The sequence below is a fragment of the Ewingella sp. S1.OA.A_B6 genome (assembly GCF_049889095.1).
Taxonomy (GTDB): Bacteria; Pseudomonadota; Gammaproteobacteria; order Enterobacterales; family Enterobacteriaceae; genus Ewingella.
The window spans coordinates 1,394,512-1,409,203 of sequence record NZ_JBLJFK010000001.1 but is presented as its reverse complement, the minus strand read 5'-3'; the positions used below and the strand labels follow the sequence as shown (position 1 = coordinate 1,409,203).

Annotated in this window: 14 protein-coding genes; all 14 read left to right on the top strand. The window is 39.2% G+C overall.

Annotated elements, in window-relative coordinates; translation table 11 throughout:
* The first annotated feature begins 231 nt into the window (after positions 1-231).
* The gene (gene galU / locus ACMV8I_RS06735; protein ID WP_498864400.1) at positions 232-1,119 is read left to right on the top strand and encodes a UTP--glucose-1-phosphate uridylyltransferase GalU; all 888 of its coding nucleotides are present in this window, start codon (positions 232-234) and stop codon (positions 1,117-1,119) included.
* 648 nt (positions 1,120-1,767) lie between these two features.
* Entirely contained in the window at positions 1,768-2,712 is a 945-nt protein-coding gene (locus ACMV8I_RS06730; RefSeq protein ID WP_498864399.1) for an NAD-dependent epimerase/dehydratase family protein, read from the top strand.
* Entirely contained in the window at positions 2,712-3,752 is a 1,041-nt protein-coding gene (locus ACMV8I_RS06725; RefSeq protein WP_498864398.1) for an MraY family glycosyltransferase, read from the top strand. Before ACMV8I_RS06730 ends, ACMV8I_RS06725 begins: the two co-directional genes overlap by 1 nt.
* Positions 3,749-4,327, top strand: a complete 579-nt coding sequence (locus tag ACMV8I_RS06720; protein ID WP_498864397.1) for a PglD-related sugar-binding protein — start codon at positions 3,749-3,751, stop codon at positions 4,325-4,327. Before ACMV8I_RS06725 ends, ACMV8I_RS06720 begins: the two co-directional genes overlap by 4 nt.
* A 28-nt stretch (positions 4,328-4,355) precedes the next feature.
* Positions 4,356-6,245 carry a polysaccharide biosynthesis protein gene (locus tag ACMV8I_RS06715; protein WP_498864396.1) on the top strand — a complete coding sequence of 630 codons (1,890 nt, stop codon included), beginning with the start codon at positions 4,356-4,358 and terminating at the stop codon, positions 6,243-6,245.
* Positions 6,246-6,327: 82 nt separating this feature from the next.
* On the top strand, positions 6,328-7,401 hold the full coding sequence (rfbB, locus tag ACMV8I_RS06710; RefSeq protein ID WP_498864395.1) for a dTDP-glucose 4,6-dehydratase: 1,074 nt from the start codon (positions 6,328-6,330) through the stop codon (positions 7,399-7,401).
* Positions 7,402-7,405: 4 nt separating this feature from the next.
* Positions 7,406-8,269 (top strand): glucose-1-phosphate thymidylyltransferase RfbA, encoded by an 864-nt coding sequence (gene rfbA / locus ACMV8I_RS06705; protein WP_498864394.1) that lies wholly within the window; start codon positions 7,406-7,408, stop codon positions 8,267-8,269.
* 90 nt (positions 8,270-8,359) lie between these two features.
* Positions 8,360-8,899 (top strand): dTDP-4-dehydrorhamnose 3,5-epimerase, encoded by a 540-nt coding sequence (gene rfbC / locus ACMV8I_RS06700; RefSeq protein ID WP_498864393.1) that lies wholly within the window; start codon positions 8,360-8,362, stop codon positions 8,897-8,899.
* Positions 8,896-9,717, top strand: a complete 822-nt coding sequence (locus ACMV8I_RS06695; RefSeq protein ID WP_498864392.1) for an NAD-dependent epimerase/dehydratase family protein — start codon at positions 8,896-8,898, stop codon at positions 9,715-9,717. The genes rfbC and ACMV8I_RS06695 overlap by 4 nt, the downstream gene beginning before the upstream one ends.
* Positions 9,707-10,966: an MATE family efflux transporter gene (locus tag ACMV8I_RS06690; RefSeq protein WP_498864391.1), complete on the top strand. Its 1,260-nt coding sequence runs from the start codon at positions 9,707-9,709 to the stop codon at positions 10,964-10,966. Before ACMV8I_RS06695 ends, ACMV8I_RS06690 begins: the two co-directional genes overlap by 11 nt.
* A complete protein-coding gene (locus ACMV8I_RS06685) occupies positions 10,956-11,924 on the top strand; it encodes a glycosyltransferase family 2 protein (RefSeq protein WP_498864390.1) in 969 nt (322 codons plus the stop codon). The genes ACMV8I_RS06690 and ACMV8I_RS06685 overlap by 11 nt, the downstream gene beginning before the upstream one ends.
* Positions 11,921-13,072, top strand: a complete 1,152-nt coding sequence (locus tag ACMV8I_RS06680) for an O-antigen polymerase (protein ID WP_498864389.1) — start codon at positions 11,921-11,923, stop codon at positions 13,070-13,072. The genes ACMV8I_RS06685 and ACMV8I_RS06680 overlap by 4 nt, the downstream gene beginning before the upstream one ends.
* On the top strand, positions 13,056-13,592 hold the full coding sequence (locus ACMV8I_RS06675; protein ID WP_498864388.1) for a serine O-acetyltransferase: 537 nt from the start codon (positions 13,056-13,058) through the stop codon (positions 13,590-13,592). The genes ACMV8I_RS06680 and ACMV8I_RS06675 overlap by 17 nt, the downstream gene beginning before the upstream one ends.
* Position 13,593: 1 nt before the next feature.
* Positions 13,594-14,586, top strand: a complete 993-nt coding sequence (locus ACMV8I_RS06670) for a WaaS/CpsH family glycosyltransferase (RefSeq protein WP_498864387.1) — start codon at positions 13,594-13,596, stop codon at positions 14,584-14,586.
* The last annotated feature ends 106 nt before the right edge of the window (positions 14,587-14,692 follow it).

Here is a 14,692-nt window from a genome sequence, read left to right as displayed (position 1 = left end):
TTTATGTGTACTTGCTGCTATCGTAACTAGCAGGTATCAGATCAGAAGATGTTTAGTAGCATGCGTCGCTTAACGCTTCCTTCCTTTACTCAGGGTCTATACTGGTAGAAGAACAAGCGACACTGAAAAAGAAATGATTTAAACAACTTCAGTACAGTGAGTGACCGAACGTTTTTAATATTATAACTGGCTGAATTTTCAAACTATTGGTTTCAAGGAGTATCCTTTACAATGTTAAAAGCTGTTATCCCTGTTGCCGGTCTTGGCACCCGCATGTTGCCTGCTACAAAAGCCATTCCTAAAGAAATGTTGCCGATCGTTGATAAACCATTGATCCAATACATTGTTAACGAATGTGCTGCCGCTGGCATTAAAGAAATCATCCTGGTGACTCACTCTTCTAAAAATGCCATTGAAAACCATTTCGACACGTCGTTTGAACTGGAAAGCATGCTGGAATCACGCGTTAAGCGCCAGTTGCTGGAAGAAGTGCAATCGATCTGCCCGAAAGGCGTAACGATAATGAATGTGCGTCAGGGCCAGTCAAAGGGTCTGGGCCATGCAGTGTTGTGTGCGAAACCTCTAATTGGTAACTCACCTTTTGTCGTTATTCTGCCTGACGTTCTGATGGATGACTCCACCAGCGATCTTCGTAAAGATAACCTTGCCGCCATGCTGGCCCGTTTTAAAGAAAGCGGCAACAGTCAGATAATGGTTGAAGAAGTGCCTGAAGAAGATGTGTCTAAATACGGTGTAGTCGATTGCAACGGCGTGGAAGGCGAACCGGGCAAAAGTACCCCGATGACTGCGATTGTTGAGAAACCGGATCGCAAAGATGCGCCATCGAATCTTGCTGTTGTTGGGCGTTACGTATTATCCGAAGACATCTGGCCACTGCTGGCTGTGACTCCGTACGGCGCAGGCAATGAAATTCAGCTGACCGATGCTATCGCTATGCTGATGAAGAAAAAAACCGTCGAAGCTTTTACCATGACCGGTCGCTCACATGACTGTGGTGATAAACTTGGCTATATGAAAGCCTTTGTTGAGTATGGTATTCGCCACAAATCGCAGGGACCGGCGTTCAAGGCCTGGCTGGAAGAGTTCGCAGGTAAGTAACGGGTCTGTTTTTTATGAAACTCAAGAGCACCATGCTAATGGTGCTTTTTCGTTCATTAAATACAGTGACAAATTGCCAATCTGAACCTCTTCGGCATTGAGCTGACGAAATAAATTATCTAACCCTATTTTAAGATAATGGAATCTTGTCATGGGCAATAGTAAGGGTAAGATCACACTGCTGATGTAGATGCACTGGCAACTGACAATGACAGATTGATGTGGTTAAACTATTGGTTGGGTAACTTGTTTAAATTCAATTAGATAAGTGAATTGGAGCGCATTGGTAGCTTGTAAGCCAAGGGCGGTAGCGTGCTTTTTTATATCATTACTTGCCGTACATCAATGCACCTTTTTTCGTCCAAACTATGGTTTATAATTCTGCTTCTTTATTAAGTTAATGTTCATTAAAACTTAAAAAAGCCATTTCTTAGCTTTTAACGATTTATTATTTGCATTAGCCCATTAACGAGCATCCCAAAACATCAATTTTATTTTTTGTGGAATACTTGGATTATTGAATCTTTACAGAGAGCGCCTACTTAGCATTATAATTTTTTTTGATAAAAATATTTTATGAGGTTGCTTTATAGACCGTGATGGTTATGAGAAACCGTTATCACGATCTACCTTTAATAAGGATACGCAGTGAAAATTCTGGTAACAGGGGCAACAGGTTTTGTCGGCAGTAATTTGGTTGCAAAGCTTCAAGAAAAAAATCACATTGTCGTAGGGACTTCACGTCGTGCATCTGGTAATGCACAGACCCTGGTTAATATCGGGCAGATTTCCAACAAGACCGACTGGTCAGTTGCCCTGAAAGGCTGCGAAACAGTCGTTCATACCGCTGGGCGTGCACACGTTATGGATGATAGAGCAAAAGATAAATTAGCTGAGTTCCGCCGTGTCAACTGTGACGCTACGCTAAAACTCGCGCAAGATGCACAAGTTGCAGGTGTTAAGCATTTTATTTTTATCAGTTCTATTGGTGTCAATGGTAATGAAACTTACGGTACTCCTTTTACCGAGCAGTCCGTACCTAAACCGACTTCTGAATATGCCATTTCGAAGCTTGAAGCTGAAGAAGCATTAAAAAAACAGTTTGCTAATAGCGATATGGCCATAACCGTGATTCGTCCAGCACTTATTTGCGGAGAAAATGCGCCGGGTAATATCCGCCGCTTACTGACAATTGTTGCAAGCGGACTGCCTTTACCTTTTAAAGGTGTCAAAAATAAAAGAGGGATGGCATCACTTGACAATGTTGTGAGTTTTATTACAGCTTGTATAGAGAATCCACAGTCCAAAAATGAACTATTCCTATTGGCTGATAAAAGTGCACCCAGTACCGAAGAGATTGTTCGTGCTTTTTCCTTAGGTATGCAAAAGCCAGCCCGCGTTATGTGGTTCCCCTCTTGTTTATTAGGTTTTGCTTTGAGATTAACGGGTAAGAAGAACTTGTACGATCAACTCTATGGGTCACTCGAAATTGACGTTAGCAAAGCAATGACATTATTGAACTGGCAGCCGCCGGTCACTATTGACGAGACTATGAAAAAAACGGCTGCGTATTTTGTTAAGGAAAATAAATAATGCTTAATGTAATCATTGCTGTGGTTATCTTCATTATTTCTTTTGTTTTGACTTGGTGTTTGCGGGTTTATGCGTTAAAAAATAATGTTATTGATGTTCCTAATCAACGTAGTTCACATTCAGTCCCAACACCACGCGGTGGTGGCGTTGCTATCGTGGTGAGTTTCCTCATTGGGCTGGTGGTTTTATTTATGCTAGGCCTTATCTCAACTTCTCAGTTATTCTCTCTGTCTATTGCGGGTAGTATTACTGCTATTGTTGGGTTTCTCGATGACCATGGACATATCGCAGCCAGATGGCGTTTGCTAATGCATTTTATGGCCGGAGCGGCAGGGCTGTATTTTTTAGGGCAGTTCCCGATTATTGATCTGTTTGGTTATGAGTTTTCCGCCGGTTGGGCTGGCATGTTATTTGGTTTGATCTATTTGGCGTGGATGCTAAATCTTTATAACTTTATGGATGGAATTAATGGTCTGGCAAGTATAGAGGCCATCACGTTTTCAATCAGTTCATGCATGCTGCTTATTTTCTCTGTACCTGGAGCTATGGAAACAAGTCAGTTCTCTATTCTGGTTCTATTAGGTTGCGCAGCATTAGGATTCGTTTTCTGGAATTTTCCAAAAGCTAAAATTTTTATGGGAGACGCAGGCAGCGGTTTCCTCGGTATTATTGTCGGTCTTATTGTGCTGCATGTTGCGACCTTAAGCAGTGGCTTATTTATGGCTGAAATATGCCTGTTGGGCCTATTTATTGTTGATGCTACGGTGACGTTATTGCGTCGCCTTATTGCCGGTAAGAAGGTTTATGAAGCACACGCCAGCCACACATATCAAATTCTGGCCCGTAAGTATGGCAGCCATATACCTGTCACATTAGGCGCATTGCTCATCAACATTGTATGGCTTACTCCTTTGTCGCTTCTTATTGCTAAAGGAGTCGTCACCGGTGTCATTGGCGTTTTCATAGCATGGCTGCCGCTTCTTGCACTCGCTTTCTTCTGCGGTGCAGGAGTGAAAGATAAGGCTAACTCGTCATTATGACCGATTCACTGTTGATCCTCGGGGCCGGTGGGCATGGACGTTCGATTTATGAACTGGCTTCGCTTTCTGGTGCTTTTTCGCATATTGCTTATCTCGACGATAGCTGGAAGCCCGGTGGTGAAAAACGTTCCAATATCATTGGGTGTATTGACCAGTTAAAAGAGTACGCGCCGCGTTATACCCACGCAGTTATCGGTATTGGCAACAATAACGTTAGAGAGCAGCTACAATGCCAAGCTTTGAATCTGGGGCTAAAATTAGCAACCTTAATTCACCCTAAAGCTATTGTCAGTCCTTCCGTAAAAGTCGGTTCAGGCACTGTCATTTTTGCTGGCGTGGTCATTGGCGTAGATGCTCATATTGGGCAAGGCGTCATTATCAATTGTACGTCGACAGTCGATCATGACGGAATGCTTGAAGACTTCTCTCACCTTGGCGTAGGCGTACATCTGGCCGGAAGTGCCCATATTGGGAAGAATGCTTTTGTACAGGTTGGTTCATGCGGAGGGTATAAGGCTTATGTTGAAGCCTTTTCTGTGTGTGCTCCCGGGACAGTTTTGAAAACCAGGGCTTGATGCTCTGATAATCTACTTGGTTGAAATTATGCTTAAGTATTTGCTCTCTTTACCCAGGCCGGCGAAAAGAATTATCACTCTGACAATTGATGTCGTGTTGTTGTTATGTGCTTTCTGGTTCGCATTTTGGGTACGTATTGATTCAATGACACCCGTTGCAAGTTTACCGCACTGGATTTTGATCCTTTCCGTTATTGTTGCAACTCTTGGCTTCTTTGTGAAACTGGGACTATATCGTGCTGTCATTCGATATATCACCGCAAAAATATTAGTTGCTGTGGCTTTCGGCATGGTTGCTTCCTCGTTACTGATCATTATTGCCGCTTTTTATACCAATTTGTATCTGCCGCGTACGGTACCCATTATCTATTTTTCTTTTGGACTTTTGATGATTGCTGGTTCCCGACTTGCATTGCGGATGATCATTAATCGCGGCCTGAAGATGGGCACAAAAATTATTATCTATGGGGCAGGTGCGTCGGGTAGGCAGTTGCTGCCCGCATTGAGTCAGGCTGCTGAATATTATCCCGTGGCTTTTGTGGATGATAATTCCCGCCTGCAAGGAACCGTGATGCATGGTGTAGCAGTCTACTCACCCGATAAACTCGCTTGGTTGGTAGATAAGTATGAGGTCAAGAAAATCCTTCTTGCGATGCCGAGTGCTACTCGTTCCCGCAAACGTGAGGTTATCAATCAGCTGGAAGGCTTGCCATGTGAGGTGCTTTCTATCCCTGGTATGGTTGATTTAGTCGAGGGTAAAGCCAGTATTGATACACTGCGTAAAGTCTCCATCACCGATCTATTAGGGCGGGATCCAGTCGATGCTGTTCCAGAGCTTATCGCGAGGAATATTCGTGATAAATCCGTAATGGTGACGGGAGCCGGAGGATCCATTGGTTCTGAATTATGCCGGCAGATTTTACGCAACGCGCCGAAAATATTGGTGCTCTATGAAATGTCTGAATATTCACTTTATGCTATCGAACGTGAGTTAGCCGATATAATCAGTGCGCACAGTTTACAGACAGAGCTCTATCCTATTTTGGGCAATGTGCAGGAACAGGAGCATGTTGAACGCATATTAACGAGCTTTAAAATAGAAACTATTTATCATGCGGCCGCCTATAAGCACGTGCCGCTGGTTGAATATAATGTAACGGATGGTGTGCGTAATAACGTATTTGGCACGCTGGCGTGTGCGCGGGCAGCCATTGCCTGTCAGGTTACAAAATTTGTATTGATTTCAACCGATAAAGCAGTACGTCCAACCAATACTATGGGCGCGACTAAGCGAATTGCGGAGTTAGTACTTCAGGGGTTAGCGTCTTCCCAAAATGCTACCTGCTTTAGCATGGTGCGCTTTGGTAATGTTCTCGGTTCATCGGGCTCCGTTGTGCCGCTTTTTGAGAAGCAGATCGCAGCAGGTGGTCCGATAACGCTCACTCACCCTGATATTATTCGTTACTTTATGACCATTCCTGAAGCTGCGCAGTTGGTTATCCAGGCCGGTGCAATGGGCCATGGTGGTGATGTATTCGTACTGGACATGGGCGACCCTGTAAAAATTATCGATTTGGCCCATCGAATGGTTACGCTAAGTGGACTTAAGCTCCGTGACGCTCAAAATCCTGCTGGGGATATAGAGATCAAAATGACCGGTCTGCGGCCAGGTGAGAAACTTTTTGAAGAGTTACTCATCGGAGAAAATGTTATGAATACGCAGCACCCGCGCATCATGACTGCGAATGAAGTCATGATGCCATGGGAAGAACTCACTGAATTAATCAGCGAGTTGAACATTGCCTGCAGTCATTTCGACCAAAACCGTATACGCGAGTTGTTACTTAAAGCGCCTGCCGGCTTCATGCCCACCGATGGTATATGTGATGTTATGTGGGTTAAATCCCAGGACAAATGACCGTATATAACGTCTTTACATTTAATATAAATTAAATGTTGGTTTAAGCGCGAATTTGTAAATCCAAAGAGAGATTGTTGAGATGAAAATTCTTGTTACCGGTGGTGCCGGTTTTATTGGTTCAGCAGTAGTTCGTCATGTTATTAATAATACGAAAGATAATGTCATTAACATAGATAAATTGACCTATGCTGGAAACCTTGAATCATTACTTAGCGTGTCTGAGAGCGACCGTTATGCGTTTGAACAGGTTGATATCTGCGATAAAAATGCACTGGATCAGGTTTTTATCCAGCATCAACCTGATGCTGTAATGCATTTAGCAGCGGAGAGCCATGTTGACCGTTCAATCACCGGTCCTGCTGAATTTATCGGCACTAACATTGTTGGAACTTATACGTTGCTCGAAGCAGCCAGAGCCTATTGGGCTGGCTTAGATGATCATCGTAAGAATACATTTCGTTTCCATCACATATCCACAGATGAGGTTTACGGCGATTTACCGCATCCTGATGAATGGGAAAGCGATGAGGCGCTGCCGCTCTTTACAGAGAAAACCGCGTATGCGCCAAGCAGTCCTTATTCTGCTTCGAAAGCCTCCAGTGACCATATTGTACGTGCCTGGCAGCGTACCTATGGCCTGCCATGCATCGTAACAAACTGTTCGAATAACTATGGCCCGTACCATTTCCCTGAAAAACTCATTCCTTTAGTCATACTTAATGCCCTCGAAGGAAAAAACTTGCCTATTTACGGCAAAGGCGATCAAATCCGTGACTGGTTATATGTTGAAGACCATGCCTGTGCGCTTTATAAAGTGGTCACAGAAGGCAAAGTCGGTGAGACATATAATATTGGTGGGCATAATGAGAAGAAAAATCTCGATGTGGTGCTGACTATTTGTGGCCTTTTGGATGAACTCGTTCCAAAAGAGCAATCCTACAGTAAACAGATCACTTATGTGACAGATCGCCCTGGGCATGACCGTCGTTATGCCATTGATGCAGAGAAAATTAATCAGGAACTCAACTGGAAGCCTGTTGAAACATTCGAGTCTGGGATTAGAAAAACTATTATTTGGTATCTTGATAACCCAACTTGGTGCAAGAGAGTGCAAGATGGCAGCTATCAACGTGAACGTTTAGGACTGGAATAATTATATGAAAGGTATTATTTTAGCAGGCGGATCAGGCACGCGTTTATATCCTGTAACAATGGGTGTGTCGAAGCAGTTACTGCCAATTTATGATAAACCAATGATTTACTATCCGCTTTCAGTATTAATGTTAGCGGGTATTCGAGATATTCTCATTATAACTACGGAAGAAGATCAAGCATCCTTTCAGCGTCTTTTAGGTGATGGTCGACATTTTGGTGTGCGTTTAGAATATGCAGTACAACCGAATCCAGATGGACTCGCTCAAGCTTTCATTATAGGCGAAGATTTTATTGGTTCAGATTCCGTTTGTTTGGTATTAGGAGATAATATCTTCTTTGGACAGGGTTTTAGCGGTAAGTTGCGCTCAGTAGCTGAGAGAACGGATGGCGCGACCATTTTTGGCTACCATGTTATTGATCCAGAGCGTTTTGGAGTCGTTGATTTTGACTCCGATTTTAATGCGTTATCAATTGAAGAAAAACCAATACATCCTAAATCAAATTGGGCAGTGACCGGTCTCTACTTCTATGATAATAGTGTCATAGAAATAGCAAAGAATATTAAACCGTCAGAGCGTGGCGAATTAGAGATCACCGCAGTCAATGAAGAATACTTAAAAAGGTCGAAACTTCAGGTCGAATTACTTGGTCGCGGATTCGCATGGCTTGATACCGGTACTCATGACAGTTTGATTGAAGCGGGCAGCTTTGTTGAAACTGTTCAGAAAAGACAAGGCATGATGGTTGCCTGTCCAGAAGAAATTGCGTGGCGTAATGGTTGGTTAAGCGATGATGAGTTGCTAGAGCGAGGTACACTTTTCAAAAAAAATAGTTATGGTCAATATCTCTTAAAACTCATCAATTAGTTAATATTATATTTGCTAATGAAATTTATCGTTTGTTGATGCAATTTATAATTGTATTTGATCTAAATTAATTAAATGGTAGGAAGTTTTATGAATATTATCAAGACGCCTCTTTCTGGATGTTTAATTCTTGAACCAAAAATTTTTGGTGATTCTCGGGGTTTTTTTTTGGAAGCCTGGCATGAAAAAAAATATAAAGAGGCTGGCATCGAAGAGAGTTTCGTCCAAGATAATCGTTCTCGCTCGGCTAAAAATGTTTTACGCGGTTTGCATTTTCAGAAGACCAAGCCACAAGGTAAACTGGTCAGTGTAATTAGTGGCACTGTTTATGATGTTGCAGTCGATTTACGTCGAGATTCTGAGACATTAGGTCAATATGTTGGAGTGATTCTGAGCGGTGAGAAAAATAATCAGCTTTATGTCCCTCCTGGCTTTGCTCATGGTTTTTGTGTGTTGAGCGAGTATGCCGATTTTCATTATAAATGCACAGATTTCTATGACCCAAGCGATGAGGGCGGAATTATGTGGGATGATGTTAATCTTGATATTGCTTGGCCAATCGAGAATCCTCTTTTATCAGAGAAAGATAAAAAACAGATGACGCTGCAAGAATACCGGGATATGAAATGAGTGATAAGTATACAGTAATTGGAGGCAATGGTTTCATTGGTGGTGAAATTGTATCCTTACTTAAAGAAAAAGGTGAAACGGTTAACGTACCTGTTCGTAACTGCAATACACTGCTAACTACTGACCTAGGTATAGTTATATTTGCAGCAGGTAACGGCGATTGTGTAAACAAACCATTTGAAGTTTTTAATTCAAATACCAAACTTTTAGCCGATATACTAGAACATGCAAGTTTTACTAAATTAATATATATTTCATCTACACGTGTATATATGGAGCAAGAAGCGTCTAGTGAAAGCGCGAATGTTACAATATGTGAGAGTGACAACCGGCGCTTATTTAATCTGACGAAGTTAGTCTCTGAGGAGCTTTGTCTAAGAAGCGAAAAAAATACTGTTATTGTCAGGCCTAGTAATGTGTATGGGCTTGCCTTACATAGCCCGCTTTTTTTGCCAAGTATTATTAGAAATTCCATCAATAATAAGCATGTGGATATGTATGTCTCGCCGGAATATGCTAAGGACTATGTTTCAGTTACTGATGTTGCTGCATTAATTTATAAAATAGCACAAAAGAATACTCATAATGTTTATAACATTGCTTCCGGCTCTAATACAACGGCTGATGAGATTGCAAACGTCATATTGTCAGAAACTCAATGCAGTATTAAATGGCATAATGGCTTTGCAGGGGAGTACTTCCCAGTAACTGATAACTCACGAACCATTAATGAATATAATTTCAGCTATCGTAATGTTTTAGATGAAATGAAAATAATGATTAAAAATTACATAAAGTATCTAAGCAATGATATCTAAATTATTTTCACCAGTAATACGACAACTTCAAGATCAAGATAAAAAGAAAGTATTAATTAATTTCTTTTTTCTTGGTGCGGAACGTATCGTCCAACTAATTGTAATAATTTTAATAAATAGGATAATAATCGGGAGCTATCATCTTGATGATTTTAGTAACTGGCAATATTCGTTGGTTGTGATGACTGTATTCATGACAGGAACATGGATATGTGGTTCGGAAGTTGTTATTCCTCGGTTGATGGATCATCCTGAACGCCTCAATTTAACGATAAGCAATGTCTTAACCCTTCGTTTAATTGCCGGGCTTTTAGTCGGTCTCTTAATGCTAGGCTGGGGGATATTTTTTGCGCATGGTTTAGCTCGCCTTTTTATCATTGGGCTGTCAGTGTCGGTGGCTCTACGTGAAACCATGATAGTGGGTTTAACTTGGTTTCAGAGCGAAGCGAAATTAAGAAAACCTTGTTTGATATTGATGTTTTCTGCAATAGTAAAGTTGGTCGTAATTTATTTTGGAGTGCATTATAACGTTCCGATTAATTATTTATGGGTGGCTTGGGTAATCGAGTCGTTACTACCTTGCATCCTTATCTATTATAGCTTTAAAAATTTTACTAATTTTAAATTTGTAAAAATAAACAGCGAAATAATATTTTTGCTGAAATCAGGTTTGATCGTTTGGTTTTGTTTGGTAATGCAACAACTTACAATGAAATTCGATCGTATTTATTTAGATGGAAGAGTAAGTGGTGAGTTTTATTCAAACTACGCTTCTGCTTTACAGTTAGTTGATAACTGGTATGCAATATGTATTTTATTCGTCCAGGCAATAGCTCCTGTCTTTATCTTCAAATATGTGAAGATAAAAGATATAAAACAAAAACTACCTTTTTGTGTCTTTTCAACACTCGGCATGACCTGCGCAGGAGCACTGTTTACTACAATACTCTCTAATGAGTTTATTAGTCTATTTTATGGGGGTAAGTTATTATTTGCAGGTACCTATTTAGCTCATTTTATTTGGCTTACTCCACTTTTAGCTACGGATCAGTTACTTAGTCTGGTCCTTATTAGGATTAAGAAAACATCACGTATAGCAATCAAATGGTTGATTGCATTCTTGTTAACCATATTATTGGTCCCGTTAGCATATTTATTCTTAGGTGTGAACGGTATACTTTTCGCATTAATGTTAATTTACACATTTAATATACTATTTTCTTTATGGAACATAATCCATGCACACTGAGCTTATATCTATTATTGTGCCGGCATATTGTAATGCTGAAAAACTAGAGAGATTTTTAAAAGGTATTATTGAGTTAGATTACCCAAGAAATTTCCTGCAGTTAATAATTATTGATGATTGTAGTCCCATAGATTTAGAGTCTACTTTTAATGAATTTAAAAAAGAATGTAACAACTCTCACTCTTTAATATTTCATCGTAACAGTATTAATCTTGGGCGCTCAAAAACCAGGAATATCGGAATAGGATATGCCGAGGGACGTGTTCTACTGTTCATTGACGTAGATAATATCCTGGAAAAGAAAGCACTTATTGGTATCTCTGATTTCTTTTATGAAAAAAATCTCACATCGGCGCGTATAAATATTAGGATTAATCCATCGCGGTTATGTAGCAGCCAATATATGCGTTATTTTGACAGCCGTTATCTTGGTGCAAGGGATGTAGGGCAATCTCTTATTAGTACTCGATTTTTTGCTAGCGATGGCGTAGCCGTAACACGCGACGTGATAGATTCAATCGGTGGTTTTGATGAAAGCTTCTATCATTATGGCTGTGAGGATGAAGAATTAGGTATGCGTATCGGTGAAATGGGTTACCCATTTTATTTTCTTCCAAACGTCAAAGCTGAAGATAGTGATACCCCAACAATAAGTCGTGCTTCAGCCCGGATGGTGACTTACGCACATAAGTCCTTTCCTTTATTAAAAGAAAAACATCCTGAATGTCTGCGTGAAAGTATTTTTGGCGCTTATGAATTATTGCGCATAAGCCAAAAAAAATCCGACCGTATCTTACTCAGCATTTTACATGCAGCACCAATCAAAACATTTAGAATGTGTCTACTTAAAGTATGCGATTTTTTAGATAAAAAACCGTTTAAAATACCCGCAGTAATTTACAAGTCACTATTAGCCTTTTCTTATATTGAAGGCGGAAGGTTAAGGGGAAGTAAATGAGCATTTTTTTATTATCCCCAGGTTTCATATATGCTTCAGTATGGCTATTTACATTTAGCTTGTATAGTTTGGGTTTAACAACAAACACTATAGCTATATCAGATAATGTTGCATTCTTTATAATGGCTAATGTTTTCTTGGGGTTATTGTTTTCTTTATTATTCATTCGTAATGGTTCAGTCAGTTCTATTGCTTTGTCAAAAACAATGCCAACTGCAAAATCCACAAAAATAATGTTTATTATTTGGTGTGTGGCTGTAATACCCGACGTCATTGTAGCCGGTGGTATACCGATGCTTATGCAATTACGCGGAGGATATAACTATACGGAATTTGGCATTCCTACCTACCATGGTTTTGTAAACATGATCTTCCTTTTTGTTTTTCCCGCAATTTATTATCAATATATTTGTTCAAAAAACAAAAAGTTGATACTGATATTATTAGGGATGTGCATATGGGAAATGCTAGTTTTTAGGCGTGGAATAATCATGTCTGGATTGGTTGAAGTATCGTTAGTCTACTTTCTCCACAAAAGATTGACCCTGAATGTATTCTTGAAAGTATTTACTGCACTGGTGTTAATAATATTCTTATTTGGTGCGGTTGGTGATGTACGCGGTGCGGAAAATCCATATAGTTATTTAATAACGGATAAAGATTCGGTGCTAAATTTTCTACCTTCAGGTTTTACTTGGTTTTATGTATATATAACTGCGGGAATGGCTAATCTAACCTATAATTTTTCTCATATCATTCCAGTATTTGATTTCACAAGTTTTCAGGATTTGTTCCCAAGCGTTATTCGTAATATTATTTATCCGGATCTAGGCTTTCATGATTCTATGAAGCTTATAGATAGTAATGCGAATGTTTCGACAATGTTTGAAAAATTACTACCTGACTTGGGCATATTTGGTTCCTTGATGGTAGTGTTTTTAATGCTTTCATTATTTAGTTACGCATACCAAAACTTACTCAAGTCATATCGATTTAGCATATATCCATATGCGGTTGCTATGCAATGCGTTATTTTTAGTGGGTTTTATAATTTGTTTTTTATACAAACATATTTTTTGTTATTTGTTATTACCTTGGTATTTGTGAGGGTAACCCTTAAGAGGAAAAACAGTGTTCACACTAGCTAAAAAAGACGTTGAAAGATATTATATGCTTTGTGGCAGAGATAAACTCAGTGTTACAACGTTTGATGTAATAAAAGCTTTCTTAGGCTTCAAGTTAACACCAGTACTGCTTTTTCGCATGAGTAGCTTTTGTTATAGAAAAAAAATACCTGTGTTTGATAAAATATTCTCTCTTATTAACTTTGTCATCTTTGGTGTAGAGATTGCTAATAACTGCTGGATAGGAGGAGGATTATTTATCCCTCACTCACAAGGTATTGTCATCGGAGCTTCTTCTATTGGTACGAGTGCAACTATTTATCAGCAAGTAACCTTGGGGGCAACTAATATTGACATTCCATTTAATTACGCCAATAGACCCAAACTTGGTGATAACGTAGTAGTTGCTTCTGGTGCAAAGGTTTTGGGTGGAATAGTAATTGGCAACAATGTTATTATTGCCGCTAATGCTGTCGTAACTAAATCATTTGGTGATGATGTTATTCTCGCTGGTTTACCTGCAAAAATAATTAAGCGTAAATAAAATGAAAGCATTGTTTATTTGTCCGCGATTTTTTGGTTATGAAAATGAAATATCAGAAGCTTTACATCGAGCAGGGTATGATGTTACATATTTTGATGAAAAGCCGTATAATAATTTCTTTTTCAAAGTGCTTTTGAGAGTTTGGAAAAATAATTTTTTAGTTAAAAAAATAATAAATAACTACTTTGCGAAATTACTCAATAGTGCACCTGAGAAAGTGGATATTATTATTGTGCTTAAAGGTGAGTCACTCACGGAAAACATTGTTAAAAGTATTCGTGCAAAATATAAAAAAACTAAAATGGTATTTTACGCTTGGGACTCAATAGTTAATTACCCTCAAGTTCAAGATTATCTTTATCTTTTTGATAAAAAATACACTTTTGATGATCGTGATATAAATAAGTTTAAAAATTTAGAGCACCTTCCTTTATTTTTCTCACCTGAGTTTTCGAAAGTCAATGTACAAGAAAGTCATGCACGAGTTAGTCCAAAAAAGAGAATTGCCTTTTTAGGTAGTGTACATAGCGATAGATACGTGCTGCTAGGTAAAATCTATCAAAAATATAAACATACATTCGAACTCGATTTCGTGCTTTATTTTCCATCGATTGTTATGTTGCTAGGTTTTATCGCGACTAATATTAAGAATGTTTTTCGATATAAGCTATACAGCTTCACAATACACTCTAGAAGTAAAAAAGAAGTCGTATGTTTATTTAAAAATGCAGATGCTATTCTTGATATACAGCACCCTGGTCAATCAGGACTGACAATGCGGACTCTTGAATGTCTTCCTTTGCAAATAAAAATGATTACTACAAATATTGAGATAAAAAATTATGAATTCTATAATGAATGTAATTATTTTTTTCTCGACAGGAATGAATTGACTTTAAGTTCTGAGTTTTTTGCTAAAGAATTTCAGCCTACAGATCCCAATGTTATTAATAAATACAGTGTTGACTATTGGGTGAAAACGCTCTGTAACTAAATTATTCATTCATATGTCACTTTAATGAATGCCGCCTTCATTGAAGGCGGCATTGTGGTCATTATCTGCAAGACACTGAATTGTAATTACTTACTTACTTACTTAC

What these genes read in the sequence shown, in the direction of transcription:
- rfbC (WP_498864393.1), top strand. Translation starts at nt 8,360, where the DNA reads ATGAATATTATCAAGACGCCTCTTTCTGGATGTTTAATTCTTGAACCA.
- ACMV8I_RS06680 (WP_498864389.1), top strand. Translation starts at nt 11,921, where the DNA reads ATGAGCATTTTTTTATTATCCCCAGGTTTCATATATGCTTCAGTATGG.
- ACMV8I_RS06715 (WP_498864396.1), top strand. Translation starts at nt 4,356, where the DNA reads ATGCTTAAGTATTTGCTCTCTTTACCCAGGCCGGCGAAAAGAATTATC.
- ACMV8I_RS06725 (WP_498864398.1), top strand. Translation starts at nt 2,712, where the DNA reads ATGCTTAATGTAATCATTGCTGTGGTTATCTTCATTATTTCTTTTGTT.
- ACMV8I_RS06695 (WP_498864392.1), top strand. Translation starts at nt 8,896, where the DNA reads ATGAGTGATAAGTATACAGTAATTGGAGGCAATGGTTTCATTGGTGGT.
- rfbA (WP_498864394.1), top strand. Translation starts at nt 7,406, where the DNA reads ATGAAAGGTATTATTTTAGCAGGCGGATCAGGCACGCGTTTATATCCT.
- galU (WP_498864400.1), top strand. Translation starts at nt 232, where the DNA reads ATGTTAAAAGCTGTTATCCCTGTTGCCGGTCTTGGCACCCGCATGTTG.
- ACMV8I_RS06685 (WP_498864390.1), top strand. Translation starts at nt 10,956, where the DNA reads ATGCACACTGAGCTTATATCTATTATTGTGCCGGCATATTGTAATGCT.
- rfbB (WP_498864395.1), top strand. Translation starts at nt 6,328, where the DNA reads ATGAAAATTCTTGTTACCGGTGGTGCCGGTTTTATTGGTTCAGCAGTA.
- ACMV8I_RS06720 (WP_498864397.1), top strand. Translation starts at nt 3,749, where the DNA reads ATGACCGATTCACTGTTGATCCTCGGGGCCGGTGGGCATGGACGTTCG.
- ACMV8I_RS06670 (WP_498864387.1), top strand. Translation starts at nt 13,594, where the DNA reads ATGAAAGCATTGTTTATTTGTCCGCGATTTTTTGGTTATGAAAATGAA.
- ACMV8I_RS06690 (WP_498864391.1), top strand. Translation starts at nt 9,707, where the DNA reads ATGATATCTAAATTATTTTCACCAGTAATACGACAACTTCAAGATCAA.